Below are 19,326 nucleotides of genomic sequence, written 5' to 3'. Positions count from 1 at the left end.
GAGTACGTTCATGAGGTTAAGACATCTGCTACTCATCGCTGCCGTACTTTTTTGTCCGGCTATTAGCCATGCGGTTACCTGTTCAGTGAGCAATGTGCAACCCATAAATTTAGGTTCGGTCAATCCACTGTCTGCGACAGGCGCAACGTCATCAATGACGTTCAGTTACACCTGCACCAAAGAGCTTGGTGACGCGCTGGCAGGGATCAATCTCTGTTTTAATATTGGCTCCTCGGCCGTCAGCGGCCAGGTGACACCGCGAAATATGTCATTAAGCGGAACGCCTGCCAGTACACTGGCATACCAGCTTTACCAGGATAGCGGGCGCACCAAAGTTTGGGGCAGCCAGTATCAGTCGGGAACCACTTTTCCCATGGTACAGCTTAACCTGCTGAATCTGACGCCAGTGACGGGTTCACTCACGGTATCGGCGCAGATCGTCACACCACAAACCGCAGCCGTCCCCGGAAATTATCAGGATAACTATACGACGGCAACAGCCCTTGTCACTCTCAATCCCGGATTGCTTTTCCCGCCAACAACCTGTGGCGATACGGTTGCCGCCAGGCTGCCTTTCACCGTATCGGCGACCGTAAGCAAACAGTGCAATATCACCTCTGCAACCGATATTAGCTTTGCGCCAGCCAGGGCGACCGGGCGTAACCTTACGGCTTCAAATACCGTGGGCGTAGCATGTTCCAATAACACGCCTTACACCATCGGGCTTCAGCCCTCCAACGGTAATACGGCAGGCAGCGGCGTGATGGCGGGCACGGGGTCAAATACGGATAAAGTCCCCTACCAGCTTAGTTCGACGCCAGGTCCTTCCGGTACGGTCTGGGGCAATACATCACTCAATACCGTCGCGGGCAACGGTACGGGAACAACAACTATCTACCCGGTTTACGCCACCGTCCCCAGCGCGAACCACACGCCAGACAACTATGCCGATACCGTTACCATCGCCGTAACCTACTGACCTCATCTTAACCGCAATAAAGCAAATACATTTTGTTATCAAATTATTTACTTTTAGAGGTGCGTCATAAATCTAACAAATTACGATTTTTATATATTCTGCATATTAAATTACGCACCCTGCAAAACAACCCAATTACAAGCAAAGACACAGAATAACTATTCAATCGCAAGTTAAAGCCCATACTAATCATGGCGATAATTCGTGCTGGTCGGGCAGGCCCTTCTATGAAAAAAATGTTAAATTTAGGTTTATATGGTGAGATTCACTGTATACCACGGCCAAATTAAGAACATATTACTTTTATAACTAAGGTTTATCATGGATAAGTTATCTTACGCTTCAGATAGCAGCACATCTGCCTGGAATACCTACCTGCAACAAATCGAGCGTGTGGCCCCTTACCTGGGCGAACTTTCCCATTGGGTGGATACCCTGCGCCACCCAAAACGCGCGCTGATTGTCGATATCCCGGTGCAGATGGATGACGGCACTATCCGTCATTTTGAAGGGTATCGCGTGCAACATAACCTCTCCCGCGGGCCGGGCAAAGGCGGTGTGCGTTATCATCCTGATGTTGATCTTAATGAAGTGATGGCCCTGTCCGCATGGATGACCATCAAATGCGCAGCGTTGAACCTGCCGTACGGCGGTGCCAAAGGTGGAGTGCGCGTCGATCCGTTCTCGCTGTCTGAAGGCGAACTGGAGCGTTTAACTCGTCGTTATACCAGCGAAATCGGCATTATCATTGGGCCGCAGAAAGACATTCCTGCGCCGGATGTAGGTACTAACGGAAAAGTCATGGCCTGGATGATGGATACCTACTCCATGAACCACGGCACCACCGTGACCAGCGTGGTCACCGGTAAACCTATTCACCTTGGCGGTTCATTAGGTCGTGATAAAGCCACCGGTCGCGGCGTTTTCGTCAGCGGTCTGGAAGTCGCGCGCCGTGCCAACATCGAAGTTGAAGGTGCTCGCGTTGCAGTGCAAGGTTTTGGTAACGTCGGCAGCGAAGCCGCCCGACTGTTCGCGGCAGCTGGTGCACGCGTGGTCGCGATTCAGGATCACACCGCTACGCTGTTTAACCCCACAGGTATCGACATGACCGCGTTGTCTGCCTGGCAGTTAGAGCACAAACAGATTGCCGGTTTCCCGGGCGCTGAAACCATCGCCAGCGAGGCCTTCTGGAGCCTGGATATGGATATTCTTATTCCGGCCGCGCTTGAGGGTCAGATCACCCGTCACCGTGCGGAAACCTTGACCTGTAAACTGGTACTTGAAGGCGCTAACGGCCCAACCTATCCGGATGCCGACGATGTGCTGGCAAGCCGTGGTATCGTGGTTGTGCCTGACGTGGTCTGTAACGCCGGCGGCGTAACCGTCAGCTACTTCGAATGGGTTCAGGATATGGCAAGCTTCTTCTGGAGTGAAGAAGAGATCAACAATCGCATGGACAAAATCATGACTGATGCGATGGTGCATGTTTGGGAAAAAGCAGCTGAGAAATCCTGCTCCCTGCGTACCGCAGCCTACATCGTTGCCTGCGAACGCATTCTGCTGGCACGAAAAGATCGCGGAATTTATCCGGGCTAACGCCGAAATCGACCATGCCTACAAACCACCTGTTCTGCAGGTGGTTTGTTTTCCATAAAAAATCGTTCAAAAACTTTCCGCACAAATACCGCCCGACCTCTCACTTTCGCTGTTTTATGCACCATGACGTTCCAATACGGAACATTATTATGCTGCTATGTTTCGTATTGAAACGCTCTTCACAGCAATTTTCTTTTGCAAACCCGTGTGCAAAATTACCTTATCGGCAGCGAGCGGTCGCCGTGGCGTTGTACAAACCGATACCCTACATCAGATGCCTGCCCGAATTTGGCAGCCATCCAGGACTGTCTGCGGAGCATAAATAATGAAAAAATTGATCAACCGTGTTGAAGACGTACTGAATGAACAACTCGCCGGACTGGCGAAAGCGTATCCTTCCCTGGCACTGCATCAGGACCCAGTGTATGTCACCCGCGCAGATGCACCGGTGATGGGCAAAGTGGCGCTGCTTTCCGGCGGCGGCAGCGGGCACGAGCCTATGCATTGCGGCTACATTGGTCAGGGCATGCTCTCCGGCGCCTGCCCGGGTGAGATTTTTACCTCCCCCACGCCGGATAAAATGTTCGAATGCGCCATGCAAATTGATGGCGGGGAAGGCGTGCTGCTGATAATCAAAAATTACACCGGCGACATTCTTAATTTCGAAACCGCTACCGAGCTGCTGCACGAAAGCGGCGTCAAGGTCACCACCATGGTGGTGGATGACGATGTGGCGGTGAAAGACAGTTTGTATACCGCCGGACGTCGTGGTGTGGCTAATACCGTATTGATCGAAAAACTGGTCGGCGCGGCCGCCGAACGCGGTGACTCGCTGGAAGCCTGTGCTGCGCTGGGTCGTAAGCTGAATAACCAGGGCCACTCCATTGGCATAGCCATTGGCGCCTGTACCGTTCCGGCAGCCGGACAACCGTCGTTCACGTTACAGGATAACGAGATGGAGTTTGGCGTAGGTATCCACGGGGAACCGGGCATTGACCGCCGCACCTTCACCTCTCTCGATCAGACCGTTGATGAAATGTTCGATACCCTGCTGGAAAACGGTAACTACAGCCGTACGCTCCGCCACTGGGACAACGTCCAGGGCGCGTGGCATGAAGGTAAAGAAAGCAAGCGTGCGTTACAAAGTGGCGATCGGGTTATTGCGCTGGTCAATAATCTCGGTGCGACGCCGTTGTCTGAACTCTTCGGCGTGTATAACCGCCTCGAAAGCCGTTGCCAGGATGCAGGCATCGTCATTGAGCGCAACCTGATCGGTTCTTACTGTACCTCTCTGGATATGACCGGCTTCTCCATCACCCTGTTACAGGTGGATGACGAAACGCTGAACTTATGGGATGCACCGGTTCACACCCCTGCTCTCAACTGGGGTAAATAAGGAGATTCATGATGTCCCTCAACAGAACACAGATTGTTAACTGGCTCTATCGCTGCGGTGAAATATTCACCACTGAAAGTGATTTTCTCACCGGACTTGACCGGGAGATCGGCGATGCCGACCACGGTCTGAACATGCATCGTGGTTTCAGCAAAGTCGTTGAAAAGCTGCCGTCCATCGCAGACAAAGACATCGGCTTTATTTTGAAAAACACCGGTATGGTGCTGCTCTCAAGCGTCGGCGGGGCCAGTGGACCGCTGTTTGGCACGTTTTTTATCCGCGCCGCCCAGGTGACTCAGGCTCATCAAAGCCTGACGCTTGAAGAGCTGTATCAAATGATTCGTGATGGCGCAGAAGGTGTGATTAGCCGCGGTAAGGCTGAACCTGGCGATAAAACCATGTGCGATGTCTGGCTGCCGGTAGTGGAGTCTTTACGCCAGTCATGCGAACAGAAGCTGAGCGTCCAGGCGGCTCTGGAAGCGGCAAGCCAACAAGCGGAAGTCGCAGCGCAAAGCACCATCACCATGCAGGCTCGCAAAGGCCGCGCCAGCTATCTAGGTGAGCGCAGCATTGGGCATCAGGATCCCGGCGCAACGTCGGTCATGTTTATGATGCAAATGCTGGCTCAGGCGTCCAGAGAGTAAGGATAAAGCGATGGTAAACCTGGTTATTGTTTCTCACAGCGCCCAACTGGGCGAAGGCGTCGGCGTGCTGGCCCGGCAGATGTTAATGGGTGATGGTTGCAAAATCGCCATTGCCGCAGGCATTGACGATCCTGAGAATCCGATTGGCACCGATCCGATTAAGGTGATGGAAGCCATCGAGTCCGTGGCCGATACGGACCACGTGCTGGTGATGATGGATATCGGTAGTGCATTACTGAGTGCGGAAACCGCGCTGGAACTGCTCGACCCTAACATTGCCGCCAAAGTGCGTTTGTGCGCAGCACCACTGGTTGAAGGCACACTGGCCGCGACGGTTAGCGCCGCCGCAGGTGCTGATATCGATCGGGTCATCCGTGATGCCATGAACGCCCTCGACGCCAAATGTGAACAACTGGGTTTACCTTCGCCATCCGCAGCGAAACCCGCATCCGCTGAACTGTCTCCCGACGCTGATGCCCGTTCTGTTGCCATTGTGGTGAAAAACCCTAACGGCATCCACGTCCGCCCGGCTTCGCGGCTGGTTTCTGCGTTGTCTGGTTTTAACGCCGACATGTGGCTGGAGAAAAACGGCAAGTGTGTGGTCCCTGATAGCCTGAATCAAATAGCCCTGCTGCAGGTACGCTGTAATGACACGCTACGCCTGATTGCTAAGGGCGAACAGGCAGAGGATGCGCTGGCCGCATTTAAACAGTTGGCGGCAGAGAATTTTGGTGAATCGCTCGAGCCCGCGCATACTGATAACAAGGCAACTCTGGCTCCCTCAAAAGTCACGGGGACGGCATTTTGTCACACGCCGTTCTCGCCAAAGGTAAACCCGCAGTCCGCCGCATCACTGCAGGCTGAGCAGCAGCGATTACAGACCGCCATCCAAAGTACGCTGAACGATCTGAGCAAACTCACCGCTCTTGCTGAAGAACGATATTCCGCAGATATCGCCGCCATCTTCTCCGGTCACCACACGCTGTTGGACGATCCTGAACTGTTTGAAATGGCCTGCGATGTAATGCGTGAAAAACAATGCAGCGCCGCCTGGGCCTGGCATCAGGTGCTGAGCGATCTCAGCCAGCAGTATTTACAGCTCGATGACCCTTATCTGCAGGCGCGATACATTGATATTGAAGATTTGCTGTCTCGTTCACTGCAACATTTGACGGGAGAGAGCGCACAAATTCCCGCGTTCTTGCGCCCCACTATCCTGGTCGCTGATGTCATTTATCCGTCTACGGTACTGCAACTCGATCCGAAGACCATCAAAGGTATCTGCCTGCGGGACGGCAGCGAAGCCTCTCATCCGGCGATTATCGCTCGTGAAATGGGTCTGTGCTGGATGTGTCAGCAAGGCGCTGCTCTCGATAGCATAAAGATGGGCGATACTCTGACCATTGACTGTGTCACACAGCGGATAACCCGCGCAAACTGATACCGAAGCACACCCTTTTCGACAAAGGGTGTGCTTCTTCCCTATTCGCGTCGGGAAATGTCTGTTTGTTCGCAAAATGGGGTGTCGATCACGCGCAACGGTCGATCCTGAACTAAGGTTTTCTCATGGTAAATGCCGCTACTTCGGCACACCGCTAAGGAGATTAACCGATGATAACGCCTGCAACTCGCCATCCAGGCCTGCTTTCTGTTGCAATAAAACTGACTCTCGCCAGTACCTTTTTTGCCCTTTCCTCTTTTGCCGTCAATGCAGAAGACGCGCCAGCCGCTACACCGCAGCCGCCAGATATCCTGCTTGGACCTCTGTTTAACGATGTACAAACGGCTAAACTGTTTCCAGACCAGAAAACCTTTGCTGACGCGGTGCCTAACAGCGATCCTCTCATGATCCTTGCCGATTACCGGATGCAGAAAAATCAGTCCGGATTCGACTTACGCCATTTTGTGGAGGTGAATTTCACCTTACCGAAAGAAGGCGAGAAATACGTTCCCCCGGCCGGGCAATCATTACGCGAACATATTGACGGACTGTGGCCGGTCCTCACCCGCTCGACAACTGACGCTGAAAAATGGGACTCGCTACTGCCACTTCCAGAGCCGTATGTGGTGCCTGGCGGGCGTTTTCGCGAAATATATTATTGGGACAGCTATTTCACCATGCTGGGGCTTGCCGAAAGCAATCACTGGGATAAGGTCTCGGATATGGTGGCAAACTTCGCTTACGAGATTGATTCCTGGGGACACATTCCTAACGGCAACCGCACCTACTACCTGAGCCGTTCGCAACCGCCGTTCTTTGCCTTTATGGTTGAACTGCTGGCGCAGCATGACGGGAATGACGTGCTGAAAAAATACCTCCCGCAGATGCTCAAAGAGTACAGTTACTGGATGGAAGGCGTCGAAACACTCCAGCCCGGTCAGCAAAATAAGCGCGTGGTTAAACTGGATGACGGTACCATTTTGAACCGCTACTGGGATGACCGCGATACGCCGAGGCCAGAGTCCTGGGTAGAGGATATCGCCACCGCTAAAAGCAACCCCAATCGCCCTGCCACAGAAATCTACCGCGACCTGCGTTCAGCGGCTGCGTCCGGCTGGGATTTTAGCTCCCGCTGGATGGACAATCCTAATCAGCTGGGTACTCTGCGCACCACCAGCATCGTTCCGGTCGATCTCAATGCGTTGATGTACAAAATGGAAAAAATGATCGCCCTCGCCAGCAAGGCTGCCGGTGATGATGCCAAAGCGGCGCAGTACGATGGCTTCGCTAATGCCCGACAAAAAGGGATCGAAAAGTACCTGTGGAACGACAAAGAAGGCTGGTATGCCGACTACGATCTGAAAAGCCATAAAGTACGCAATCAGCTCACGGCCGCCGCCCTGTTCCCGCTGTATGTCAATGCGGCGGCAAAAGATCGCGCCAGTAAAGTCGCCACAGCCACCCAGGCACATCTGCTGCAACCGGGCGGCCTTGCTACCACGTCGGTGAAAAGCGGCCAGCAGTGGGATGCCCCCAACGGCTGGGCCCCGCTCCAGTGGGTCGCAGCATCCGGGTTACAGAATTACGGTCAGGATAACGTTGCGATGGATGTGACCTGGCGATTCCTTACCAATGTGCAGCACACCTACGATCGAGAGAAAAAGCTGGTTGAAAAATATGACGTGAGCACCACCGGCACCGGCGGTGGTGGCGGGGAATATCCATTGCAGGATGGTTTTGGCTGGACCAACGGCGTCACGCTAAAAATGCTTGACCTGATCTGCGCCAAAGAGAAGCCCTGTGACAGCGTACCCGCATCGCGGCCAACACCGACAAGTACACCACCAGCCGAGCCTAAAAAACAGACTCAACCGACGCCATAACGTCATTACCTGAGCCGTTTTACTCCCCAAATCCGCGCTTCGTCGCGGATTTTTCTGTCATATTTTTCGCTATTTAAGCTGCCTCTATCCCCTCTAGCCCTTATGGGGTATCCGGTGTTTTCATCCGTGAGAATTTGATTCTGAACATGTTTTTATTCGCTGTATATGTAAATATATAGCGAATTTGTAACCTTCAGGATACTGATAATGGCACTGACAAGACGGATGTTTGCCCAACTCGTGGCATCTGCACTGCTGCTACGCCATCTTCCCGCATTGGCGCAAACGCCGCTAACCGTTGCCGTTGGAGGCTCGCCAGGGCCGAATATAACCCAACGCGTGGTCAGCGCGGGGGCGCCCGCTGACATGCTGCTGCTGGCCGTCGCGCCGGAAAAACTGGTAGGGCTTTCCTCCTTTGATTTATCTCGCCAGACCGCCATCCCGTTCCACGATGATATTCGGGCATTGCCGAAACTGGGCAGGCTGGCAGGACGCGCCAGTACCCTATCACTTGAAGCGTTACTGGCGCTTAAACCCGACCTGGTTGTTGACTGCGGCAATGCCGATGAAACCTGGCTTTCTCAGGCCAGACAAGTGAGCGCACAAACTCACATTCCCTGGCTGCTGATTAACGGCGAACTGCGCCATACCCCAGGGCAGTTGCACGCAGCCGGTGAAGCATTGGGCGTCGTCTCGCGTACTGCAATGCAGGCCGCGCTGGCCCGTCGATTTATCGATAATGCAATAGCTTTCTCGCATACAGCTGCGGCGAATCTGCGTTTTTATGCCGCGCGCGGTGCCAGAGGACTGGAGACAGGTTTACAAGGTTCTCTGCATACCGAAGCGGCAGAACTGCTGGGGCTACAGAATGTGGCGCACATCCCCGGACGACAGGGGCTCACACAGGTTTCAATGGAAAATCTGCTCAGCTGGCAGCCCGATATTATTTTGGTGCAGGATGCGATGACAGCGCAGCACCTACGAGAAGATCCGGTCTGGCAAGGAGTCAAAGCGGTTGCTGACCGGCGCATTCTGTTTCTCAGCGGTCTGCCGTTTGGCTGGTTGGATGCACCTCCTGGCATCAACCGTTTACTGGGGTTACGCCGCCTGCACGCCTGGCTTGAACCGCAGGTTAACAAGAGCTTTAAAGCCGATATGCAGCGCTACAGCGAACTGTTCTGGCATACCACGCTAAGCGATGCACAGTATCAACGTCTGGTGGCAGTCTGATGAAAACATCTACCCTCGGTTTTCTGATGATTGCTGCGGTGGTGCTTTGCGCGAGCGTCGCTGCGGTATCGGGCGCGTACCGCCTGGATGCGCAACAGGTTGTGAATCTTATTACAGGTACTGATGACGTCCCGATGCAGGACAAAATCGTCTTCTGGCAAATCCGCCTGCCGCGCATTCTGGCTGCATTGCTGCTCGGCGCGGCGCTGGCAGGCGCAGGAACCACCTATCAGGGCATGTTCCGCAACCCGCTAGTCTCGCCGGATATCCTCGGCGTGGCGGCGGGTGCCGGTTTAGGTGCCTGTACGGCAATCCTGTTTGGATTACCGATCCTGTTCATTCAGCTGTATGCGTTCACCGGCGGTTTATTCGTGGTCGCCGGTGTCTGGTTGATTACCCGGCGAGTCAAGCGCCACGACCCGGTGTTAACGCTGGTTCTGGTCGGGATTGCGCTGGGTACGGTATGTGGCGCGGGGATTTCACTCATCAAAACGCTGGCCGACCCGTATACCCAACTCCCGTCTATCACCTTCTGGCTGCTGGGCGGTTTATCAACGATTACGCTGCACGATCTGTGGTTCTCAGCACCGCTGATCTTCACTGGACTGGTCCCGCTATTGCTGCTGCGCTGGCGCATGAACCTGCTCACCCTGTCGGATGATGAAGCACGATCGCTTGGCATCAACGTCGCCCGACTGCGTCTGGGACTGATCGTCTGCGCAACGTTAATCACCGCCTGTACCGTCGCCATCGCGGGCATCATCGGCTGGATTGGGCTGGTTGTGCCGCATATCGGCCGACTCCTCAGTGGCAATAACCACCAGCAGTTGCTGCCGGTTTCCATGGGAGTCGGCGCCATTTTGCTGCTGCTCACCGATACCCTCGCCCGTACGCTTAGCAGCACGGAAATTCCTCTGGGGATCTTGACTGCATTTATTGGCGCACCGTTCTTTTTGCTGCTTTTGCTACGGGGAAATCGCCCATGACGCTACTGACCGTCCGCCATGCGTCGTTGGGATACCACAGTAACCAGCCCGTGCTACGCGATGTCTCATTTCAGGTTTCGCCCGGCTCAGTCTGTTGTCTGCTTGGTGCCAACGGTAGCGGAAAAACCACCCTGATGCGCACCATTCTCGGCGTTCTTTCGCCGCTTCACGGTGACATTTTGCTTGATGGCATCGCCATAAATCATCTCAACGATCGGCAACGCGCCGCCACTATTGCCTGGGTCCCTCAGGCGCATGACGGCGCATTTGCCTTTAGCGCACTGGACATGGTGATGATGGGATTGGCCCCGCAACTGGCGGCATTTGCGGTTCCCGGGGCTAAAGAACACGAAATTGCTCATCAACAACTGGCGATGCTGGGGATCTCTCACCTGGCGCCCCGGCGCTGGAACACTCTGAGCGGCGGAGAGCGCCAACTGGTATTGATTGCCCGCGCGCTGGCGCAACGTCCGCGCCTTTTGTTGCTGGATGAACCCGCTTCCAGCCTGGATTTTGGGCATCAGATCCGTCTGCTCGACACGCTGGTGACGCTGAAAAATTCGGGTATGGCCCTGCTGATGTCGACGCATCATCCGTTGCACGCCCGGGCAATCGCCGACAGCGTGGTACGCGTTGAACCGAACGGTGAGGTTTCGCAGGGGCTTCCTGAACACCAGCTCGCCACCGATCGCCTGGCTGCGCTGTATCACGTTACACCGTCACAAATTGCCCACCACCTCTTTGGCTCTCACAATTAAGGAATAAGAATGCTCATTGACGACATTGATTTTGCCGATCTTTACCGTAAACAGTTACAACTGGCGAACAGAACCGAGAAAAAGCCGGAGCACTGGGATAAACGTGCGGAAAAAATGGCAGAGAATTGCGCCTCATTAACCGACAGCTATTTGCTACAGCTATTGGGGAAAATCGACCTGCAAGGAGCGGAGTCGCTGTTTGATATGGGCTGCGGTCCCGGTACGGTCTCGCTGGCGCTGGCTAAAAAGATACCAATAATTTACGGCGTAGATTACAGCCAGGGAATGCTGAGCGTTGCTGCCCGCCGCGCTGTGCAAATGAACGCCCGTCACGTACAGTGGGTGCAGCGGGCCTGGGAAGAACACTGGGATGATTTACCCCAGTGCGATATCGCCGTAGCCTCGCGCTCTACGCTGGTTGCCGATATGCGCCAGGCGATGACCAAACTGAATAATCAGGCCCGGCTGCGGGTTTACACCACCCATCTCGTCAGTTCATCTTTCGTTTCCCCCACCATTCAACGTGCGCTGGGCCGCGAGGTGATTGAACTTCCCAACTATATCTATGCGCTTAATGTCCTGTATCAGATGGGGATCCACGCGCACGTTGATTTTATCCGCGGGCCCAACTGTCAGCAGGACAATAGTACCTGGATGCGCTTTCTGGAAAACGTGCGCTGGAGTATGGGCGAACTAAGCGCCGACGAGGTCGAACGTCTGGAAACCTGGTATCAGCAGCAGGATCCACGCGCGATTGCCCCTGCCAGCCGTGACTGGGCGCTTATCTGGTGGGACAGCGTCCCACGGGAGGCGCTGCGATGATCTACTTTTCGCAGGCGCAAACCGACGCGCTGCTGCTGGAAGATATTCAGGGCGGCGATCTGACTACCCGCGCGTTGGGAATTGGCGCACAGCCGGGCGTTATGGCGTTTTACCATCGCCAGGGCGGGTGTGTTAGCGGCACCGCCGTTGCCAGACAAATGCTGACGTCATTAGGGCTGACAGTCAGCGACATGGTGGCCGATGGTGAACAGGTAAGTGCAGGACAGCGATTGATTTGTGCGCATGGGAATGCGGCGGCGCTGCACCAGGGCTGGAAAGCGGTACAAAATGTCCTGGAGTGGAGCTGCGGAGTTTCGGGCTATCTTGAGAGCATGTTGAGCCAACTGCGCCAACGCTATCCTGATGGGCAGATTGCCTGCACCCGCAAAGCCATTCCCGGCACGCGTTCGTTGGCGACTCAGGCAATACTCGCCGCCGGGGGCATTATTCATCGCGGAGGATGCGCCGAAACGGTGCTGCTGTTCGCTAATCACCGCCGTTTTCTTACCAACCCAAACGACTGGACAAACGCGGTTGCGCGCTTACGCAGCCATGCGCCAGAAAAAAAGATCGTCGTCGAGGCGGATACGCCAGATGAAGCATTAGCCGCGCTACGCGCCGCGCCCGATATTCTGCAACTCGACAAATTCACCCCTGAGCAGGCGACAGACATTGCCCGCCTGGCACCTTCACTGGCCCCCCATTGCACGCTGGCGCTGACTGGCGGCATTACCCTCGCCTCGCTGGCGGGTTATCTCGACTGTGGCATCAGGCTCTTTATCACTTCCGCACCTTATTACGCTCCACCTGCGGATATCAAAGTTAACCTGAGCCCGGACGCACGTGGCATATAACATTAAAAAATGGACTAACAATAATGAATTTCAACAAAAGTTGTCTTTACACAGCCCTGTCGTTTGCTTTCGCGCACAGTGCTTTTGCTGGGCAAGAAAGCGAAACCATGACCGTCTGGTCAAGCCCGGCCTCTGCGGCAACCACTACGGTTCTCGGCCAGGAAACGATCCAACAGTTGGATAAACAAAACGTGGCGCAGGCGCTAAGCGTCGTCCCCGGCGTGGTGCTGCAAAAGTCGGGCAACCGCAATGAGCAGCAGGTGAAAGTACGCGGTTTTGACAGCCGTCAGGTTCCCGTCTTTTTTGACGGTGTGCCGGTGTACATCCCCTATGACGGCAACCTCGATTTAGGCCGTTTTCTGACATCCGATATCGCTTCAGTTGAAGTATCCAAAGGCTACTCATCTCTGCTACAAGGGCCTAACCAGATGGGCGGTGCCATTAATATCACCACCAAAAAGCCCACCAAACCAATTGAAGGCAGCATCGGTTATCGCCAGGGCTGGAGTCGTAGCAAAGACAACGCTCACGATATGCACGCTTCATTTGGCGCCAGTAACGATCTGGGGTACATTCAGCTCAGCGGCAGCCAGTTGAAGCAGGATTTCCTTGGCTTACCGCACGGCGTGGACAATCCGGTTGCGGGCAGTCACGGCAAGATTGCCAACTCGTCCGCCGATGATAAACGCGGCATCGTGAAGCTGGGCTTTACCCCTCGCGGCGATGATGAATATGTCCTGACCTATATTAATCAGGACGGTGAAAAAGATAACCCACCATATGCCGGGACCAGCAGTCAGAAATCACGCTACTGGCAATGGCCACAGTACGATAAAGAGAGCTATTACTATCAGGGCACCACCCATCTGGGCGATCGTTTCACTCTGAAAAGCCGTCTGTATCGCGATACCTTTGAAAATACGTTGATGATGTACAACTCGCTTGCCGATCTGAAAAACAAAAAAGGCAACTACAGTCATTATTCAGACTATAGCGATGGAGCTGGCCTGCAGCTCGCTGCGGATATGCGTGAAAACGACCTGCTCTCTTTCGCCGTAAACTGGAAGGATGATGTTCACCGCGAGAAAGGCGCACCGAATGCGGCTTACGACCGTTACGAAGACCGTACCTGGTCTGTTGCCAGTGAATATCAGTGGGCGGCGGCGGATAATGTCGATGTAGTGGCGGGAATAAGCTATGACTGGCGTGACAGTCTGGAAGGCATGAAGCACGAAAAAAATGGTAGCGTCACCCACTATGATGACAACAATCAGTCGGCCTTCAACTGGCAGATGATGACCAAATATCACTTCGAAAATGCAGACACATTAGCGCTGTCCTATTCTGACAGAACGCGTTTTCCTACGTTGAAAGAACGCTACACGACCTCAAAACCGGCCTATAACCAGGTGGCGCTGGTCAATCCGCAGCTTAAACCTGAACGCGCCCGCAGCGTGGATCTGACCTGGAATGGGTCACTTAGTCAGAACTGGGGATTCGAAGCCAGCGTGTATTACAACCGCATCAGCGACGCCATCCTTTCACACAATATTGATGCCGACACCATTCAGAATCAGAACAGCGGCCGGGTGGATTACACCGGTCTGGATGCAGGCGTTAAAGGTAAAGTCTTTGATATACTGGATGTCGGTCTGAGCTACGGCCTTATTCATGCAGACGTCAAACGCAGCGACATCGGCAAGATTACCGACCTGCCAACGCAAACCCTGACTGCCTGGATGACGCTGAAGCCATGGGATCCGCTCAGTATTACGCTGTCAGAAGAGGCCCGTTCGTCGAGCTATAGCAATAGCGACGGCTCACAGAAAGCCGCTGGTTTCGCCATTACCCATTTACGCGCTGACTACGCCATCGGTCACGGATTCAGCGTTAACGCGTCGGTCAATAACCTGTTCGATACGCAGTACGTTTATAGTGAAGGATTTATTGAAGAAGGCCGTAATTACTGGGCGGGGATTGAGTATCAGTTCTGACTTAGCAATACAGAGAAACGGCCCCCGCGGGGGCCGTTCGATTAATCTCGCCGCACCAGTCGGAAGACACCCAGCACAACAATCGCGCCGACCACGGCCACCAGGAAGCTGTGGAGATTAAACCCGCTGACATCGCCGCCGATACCAAACATCGTTGCCAGCCATCCACCGACCACAGCACCGACAACACCGAGAATACAGGTCAGGATAAATCCACCGCCATCGCGCCCCGGCATAATCAGTTTGGCGATAACCCCCGCAATCAGACCAAAAATAATCCAGGCAATAATTCCCATTTTCAGGCCCTCTTTCCAGTGAACGCACGCGCAAGACATTCTTGCGCCAGCCTTTAAAGTATAGGCAAACCATCGCTATATGCTGTTTTCACGCAGACTTAATTCATTGGCGTTGGTAAAAAATTTCATCCATTTGTATTAAGTTCCGTTGATTGATGCCGATAATCCAACGACAAACCAGGCATCCGGGAGTCATTAGGTGTGAGTAACTACAATGAGCAGTTCCTGAAGCAAAATCCGTTAGCGGTGTTAGGTGTACTTCGGGACTTAAAATCGCAGCAGGTTCCACTGCGTATCTCCTGGTCGGGCGGCCAGTTCATCAGCAAAGTTCTGGCCGTCAGCCCGGACGAGCTGGTCATGGATTTTGGTAGCCAGGAATATGAAAACCAGGCCGTACAGCGGGCCAGTCAGATCTCGATTATCGCCGAAACGCAGGGAGCCAAAGTAGAATTCACCCTGCCACAGTTAAAAAAAGGTGAGTATCAGCAACTGCCAGCGTTTATTTCATCCTTGCCGCCTTCCCTGTGGTTTGTTCAGCGTCGGGAATATTTCCGCATCGGCGCTCCGCTGCATCCTCCCTATCGCTGCACGGCAAAAATGCCGGACAACAGCACGCTGTGCTTTCGCTTATTCGATTTGTCGCTTGGCGGTATGGGCGGGCTGTTAGAAACGGCAAAACCAGAAGGACTGGTAGAAGGTATACGCTTCGCGCAGGTTGAACTGAACATGGAACAATGGGGAGTGTATCACGTTGACGCCCAGCTTATTTCCATTAGCGAACGCAAAGTTATCGACAGTAAAAACGAAACCATTACCACTCCCCGCCTGAGCTTTCGTTTTCTCAACGTCGGCCCGGCGGTGGAGCGGAACTTACAGCGGATTATTTTTTCCCTTGAGCGCGAGGCCCGGGAAAAGTCGAACAAAGTGCGCGATTAACATCACCTGAATTACATTACATCCAGCGCTTGCTGAAGCTTCCAGATATAGCGCGGAGCTTGCGGCGCCGGATGATTGTCCGCAACATGTTCAATAAATTCATCCGGGCTGAGATCGTTGATCTTATTGATGGCTTTCTTCCTGTCGGAAGAGAACGTTCGCAGCAATGCTCCCGCTCCGTTAGCGTACGATACTACCAGCGCATACTGCATCACCTGTGGATCCTCAATCCCTGCCAGCGGCCCGGTCTCCAGAATGCTCAGGTATGCGGCCCCCATGGAGATATTGCGTTCGGGGTTTTTCAACTCGCTGGTCGACGGCTCTCCGCTCCATCCCATGCGACGATAAACATCGCGGCCTGAAGTCGAGGCTTTTAACTGCATCAGACCAATCGCATTAGACTTACTGACCGCATTCGGATTACCGCCTGATTCAATGGCAATAATAGCGGTAATCAATTGTGGACTGACACCCCAGGCCGCACCGGCTTTTTCACTGATCGGCATCCATTGCATTGCGCGTTTAACCGGAACTTCAGCATTCCACGGCGGGTTTTTGTAATCATGTTTTGAACTACAGCCCGCAAGTAATACAACCAAAAAAGCAAACCATCTCAATTTCACGTCATCTATCCTTATAGCCGGAACCTGTCGCTGAGGTGACAACGACATACCTACGCGGCATGATATACATTTGGTTTTAGTTGTAGCAAGGAAATGCCATGTCCCGGTTTCACTTAATTGCCCCGTCGGGCTACTGTATCAATCAGCAGGCTGCGTTACGTGGGCTTGCACGTCTTACTGAGGCCGGTCATCAGGTCGATAATTCAGCGGTCATTGCGCGCCGCTGCCAGCGTTTTGCGGGTACAGAGGCAGAAAGGCTTGCTGATGTGAACTCGCTCGTTAATCTGAAAACCCCCAATACCATTGTGATGGCGGTACGTGGCGGCTATGGCGCGAGCCGTTTACTGGAAGATATTGACTGGCAAGGGCTGGCAGCCCGCCAGCAACAAGATCCGCTGCTGCTGTGCGGGCACAGCGATTTTACGGCGATCCAGTGTGGTCTACTGGCTCAAGGGAATGTGATTAGCTTCAGCGGCCCGATGCTGGCGGCCAACTTCGGTGCCGAGGAGATGAACACATTCACCGAGCACCATTTCTGGCAAGCATTGCGTAATGCCCAATTTACCCTCGAATGGCAGGGTGACGGTCCGCAGTGCGCGACTGAAGGTACACTGTGGGGCGGAAATCTGGCGATGATCATTTCGCTGATGGGTACACCGTGGATGCCGGCCATCAAAAACGGCATTTTGGTGCTGGAAGACATTAACGAGCATCCATTCCGTGTCGAGCGCATGCTGCTGCAACTGTACCACGCGGGAATACTGGCCCAGCAAAACGCCATTATCCTCGGCAGTTTTAGCGGCAGCGCGCCGAATGATTACGACGCTGGTTACAATCTTGATTCAGTTTGTGATTTTCTGCGCACCAGGCTGTCCGTTCCGTTGATCGGCGGCCTCGATTTTGGCCATGAACAACGCACCGTCACCCTGCCGCTGGGAGCCAGAGCGGTGCTGAAAAACGATAAAAACAGCACTCAGCTCACCTTAAGTGGGCATCCGGTACTAAAATCGTAAAAAAAGCAGCTAATGGGGCTAAGTAAAACGCTGTTTCTGTCGTTATTATGGTAGGGTTTATTAATACGAAACAGCGTAATTCAGGAGTAACCGAACGTTGGATGCCGCAGCAATTATTAGCCTTTTTATTTTGGGTTCCGTTCTCGTCACCTGCAGTATCTTACTCAGTTCATTCTCATCACGTCTCGGTATCCCAATTCTGGTGATATTTCTCGCTATCGGTATGTTAGCGGGTGTGGATGGTATTGGCGGCATACCTTTCGATAACTATCCTTTCGCCTACATGGTGAGTAACCTGGCACTGGCGGTTATCCTACTCGACGGCGGCATGCGCACTCAGGCCAGCTCTTTTCGCGTTGCGTTAGGCCCGGCGCTATCGTTGGCGACGGTCGGTGTGCTGATTACTTCCGGACTCACTGGCATGATGGCCGCGTGGCTGTTTCATCTGGATCTTATCGAAGGACTGCTGATTGGCGCGATTGTTGGTTCAACTGACGCCGCGGCGGTCTTTTCCCTGCTTGGCGGTAAGGGGCTTAACGAACGCGTTGGCTCTACGCTGGAAATTGAATCCGGTAGTAATGACCCGATGGCCGTGTTTTTGACCATCACACTCATCGCCATGATCCAAAATCACGAGACCGGTTTAAGCTGGATGTTCGCGGTGCACATTATCCAGCAGTTTGGCTTAGGAATCGCTATCGGTCTTGGCGGTGGATATATGCTCCAGCAGATGATTAACCGCATTTCTCTGCCTGCCGGACTGTATCCACTCTTGGCGTTAAGCGGTGGGATCCTGATTTTTGCCCTGACCACTGCGCTGGAAGGCAGCGGTATTCTGGCGGTTTATCTGTGTGGTTTCCTGCTGGGGAATCGCCCCATCCGCAACCGATTTGGTATTCTGCAAAACTTTGACGGTCTGGCCTGGCTGGCGCAAATCGCCATGTTCCTGGTGCTTGGACTGCTGGTTACGCCTTCCGACCTGCTGCCTATCGCAATCCCTGCGCTGATTTTGTCTGCGTGGATGATATTCATTGCCCGCCCGCTTTCGGTCTTCGCCGGACTGCTGCCGTTTCGTGGCTTTAATCTGCGCGAGCGTATTTTCATCAGTTGGGTGGGTTTGCGCGGCGCGGTGCCGATCATCCTCGCCGTCTTCCCAATGATGGCGGGCCTAGAGAACGCGCGCCTGTTCTTTAACGTCGCCTTCTTCGTGGTACTGATCTCGTTGCTGTTTCAGGGAACGTCACTTTCATGGGCCGCGAAAAAAGCCAAGGTGGTGGTCCCTCCTGTCGGCTGGCCCGTTTCGCGCATTGGTCTCGATATTCACCCAGATAACCCGTGGGAGCAGTTTGTTTATCAGCTCAGCGCAGATAAGTGGTGTGTGGGTGCCGCGCTGCGCGACCTGCATATGCCGGAAGAAACGCGAATAGCCGCCCTGTTTCGTGACAACGTGCTGTTTCACCCCTCCGGCAGCACGCGTCTGCGCGAAGGCGACGTATTGTGTGTTATTGGTCGCGAGCGCGATCTCCCCGCTCTCGGCAAGCTATTCAGCCAGTCACCACCAGTGTCGTTAGACCAGCGCTTCTTCGGTGATTTTATTCTGGAAGCCAGCGCGAAATATGCCGATGTGGCGCTGATTTATGGCCTGGATGATGGCACAGAGTATCGTGATAAGCAGCAAACGCTGGGTGAAATTGTCCAGCATCTGCTTGGTGCCGCGCCGGTCGTCGGTGACCAGGTGGAATTCGCTGGCATGATCTGGACGGTGGCCGAGAAGGAAGATAATGCAGTGCTGAAGGTCGGTGTTCGCGTTGCTGAAGACGAGGATGAGTAAAGAGGATGTTGTTTGCCGGGTGGCGGCAGCGCCTTACCCGGCCT

Annotated in this window: 17 protein-coding genes; 15 read left to right on the top strand and 2 right to left on the bottom strand. The window is 54.0% G+C overall.

Annotated features, from left to right (window positions below; translation table 11 throughout):
- The first annotated feature begins 10 nt into the window (after positions 1-10).
- From OGV74_RS09840 to OGV74_RS09785, 12 genes are all read left to right on the top strand, one after another.
- Complete coding sequence (locus OGV74_RS09840; protein WP_086504156.1) at positions 11-979, top strand: Csu type fimbrial protein; 969 nt, start codon at positions 11-13, stop codon at positions 977-979.
- 321 nt (positions 980-1,300) lie between these two features.
- Positions 1,301-2,575 (top strand): Glu/Leu/Phe/Val family dehydrogenase, encoded by a 1,275-nt coding sequence (locus tag OGV74_RS09835; RefSeq protein ID WP_003020877.1) that lies wholly within the window; start codon positions 1,301-1,303, stop codon positions 2,573-2,575.
- Positions 2,576-2,900: 325 nt separating this feature from the next.
- Positions 2,901-3,971, top strand: a complete 1,071-nt coding sequence (gene dhaK / locus OGV74_RS09830) for a dihydroxyacetone kinase subunit DhaK (RefSeq protein ID WP_003020880.1) — start codon at positions 2,901-2,903, stop codon at positions 3,969-3,971.
- Between the two features lie 11 nt (positions 3,972-3,982).
- Positions 3,983-4,615, top strand: a complete 633-nt coding sequence (gene dhaL, locus OGV74_RS09825) for a dihydroxyacetone kinase subunit DhaL (protein ID WP_003020881.1) — start codon at positions 3,983-3,985, stop codon at positions 4,613-4,615.
- Between the two features lie 10 nt (positions 4,616-4,625).
- On the top strand, positions 4,626-6,056 hold the full coding sequence (gene dhaM / locus OGV74_RS09820) for a dihydroxyacetone kinase phosphoryl donor subunit DhaM (protein WP_016150370.1): 1,431 nt from the start codon (positions 4,626-4,628) through the stop codon (positions 6,054-6,056).
- Between the two features lie 170 nt (positions 6,057-6,226).
- Positions 6,227-7,939: an alpha,alpha-trehalase gene (locus tag OGV74_RS09815; RefSeq protein ID WP_003841545.1), complete on the top strand. Its 1,713-nt coding sequence runs from the start codon at positions 6,227-6,229 to the stop codon at positions 7,937-7,939.
- Positions 7,940-8,146: 207 nt separating this feature from the next.
- Positions 8,147-9,169 carry an ABC transporter substrate-binding protein gene (locus OGV74_RS09810; RefSeq protein ID WP_086504158.1) on the top strand — a complete coding sequence of 341 codons (1,023 nt, stop codon included), beginning with the start codon at positions 8,147-8,149 and terminating at the stop codon, positions 9,167-9,169.
- A 26-nt stretch (positions 9,170-9,195) separates the two neighbouring features.
- Complete coding sequence (locus tag OGV74_RS09805; protein WP_369712959.1) at positions 9,196-10,155, top strand: FecCD family ABC transporter permease; 960 nt, start codon at positions 9,196-9,198, stop codon at positions 10,153-10,155.
- The gene (locus OGV74_RS09800; protein ID WP_060854779.1) at positions 10,152-10,913 is read left to right on the top strand and encodes an ABC transporter ATP-binding protein; all 762 of its coding nucleotides are present in this window, start codon (positions 10,152-10,154) and stop codon (positions 10,911-10,913) included. The genes OGV74_RS09805 and OGV74_RS09800 overlap by 4 nt, the downstream gene beginning before the upstream one ends.
- Before the next feature lie 9 nt (positions 10,914-10,922).
- Positions 10,923-11,735: a class I SAM-dependent methyltransferase gene (locus tag OGV74_RS09795; RefSeq protein ID WP_032949452.1), complete on the top strand. Its 813-nt coding sequence runs from the start codon at positions 10,923-10,925 to the stop codon at positions 11,733-11,735.
- The gene (gene modD / locus OGV74_RS09790) at positions 11,732-12,589 is read left to right on the top strand and encodes a ModD protein (RefSeq protein ID WP_003841555.1); all 858 of its coding nucleotides are present in this window, start codon (positions 11,732-11,734) and stop codon (positions 12,587-12,589) included. Before OGV74_RS09795 ends, modD begins: the two co-directional genes overlap by 4 nt.
- Before the next feature lie 23 nt (positions 12,590-12,612).
- Entirely contained in the window at positions 12,613-14,583 is a 1,971-nt protein-coding gene (locus OGV74_RS09785) for a TonB-dependent receptor plug domain-containing protein (protein WP_016150376.1), read from the top strand.
- 41 nt (positions 14,584-14,624) lie between these two features.
- Here the strand turns inward: OGV74_RS09785 and OGV74_RS09780 are convergent, their stop codons facing one another.
- A complete protein-coding gene (locus OGV74_RS09780; protein WP_003020908.1) occupies positions 14,625-14,879 on the bottom strand; it encodes a GlsB/YeaQ/YmgE family stress response membrane protein in 255 nt (84 codons plus the stop codon).
- 201 nt (positions 14,880-15,080) lie between these two features.
- Here OGV74_RS09780 and ycgR point away from each other — a divergent pair, with 201 nt between their 5' ends.
- Entirely contained in the window at positions 15,081-15,815 is a 735-nt protein-coding gene (gene ycgR / locus OGV74_RS09775) for a flagellar brake protein YcgR (protein WP_003020911.1), read from the top strand.
- An 11-nt stretch (positions 15,816-15,826) separates the two neighbouring features.
- Here ycgR and emtA read toward each other — a convergent pair whose 3' ends face one another.
- Positions 15,827-16,438, bottom strand: a complete 612-nt coding sequence (emtA, locus tag OGV74_RS09770) for a membrane-bound lytic murein transglycosylase EmtA (protein WP_003020914.1) — start codon at positions 16,436-16,438, stop codon at positions 15,827-15,829.
- A 98-nt stretch (positions 16,439-16,536) separates the two neighbouring features.
- On the opposite strand from emtA, the gene ldcA reads away from it, so the two are divergent.
- Positions 16,537-17,451: a muramoyltetrapeptide carboxypeptidase gene (gene ldcA, locus OGV74_RS09765; protein WP_032949456.1), complete on the top strand. Its 915-nt coding sequence runs from the start codon at positions 16,537-16,539 to the stop codon at positions 17,449-17,451.
- Positions 17,452-17,548: 97 nt separating this feature from the next.
- On the top strand, positions 17,549-19,282 hold the full coding sequence (locus tag OGV74_RS09760; RefSeq protein WP_003844057.1) for a potassium/proton antiporter: 1,734 nt from the start codon (positions 17,549-17,551) through the stop codon (positions 19,280-19,282).
- Positions 19,283-19,326: the final 44 nt, after the last annotated feature.

The organism is Citrobacter sp. Cf116 (assembly GCF_030336505.1).
Lineage (GTDB): Bacteria > Pseudomonadota > Gammaproteobacteria > Enterobacterales > Enterobacteriaceae > Citrobacter > Citrobacter freundii.
Note: the sequence above shows the minus strand (reverse complement) of the source record. Positions and strands in the feature narration are given on the sequence as shown.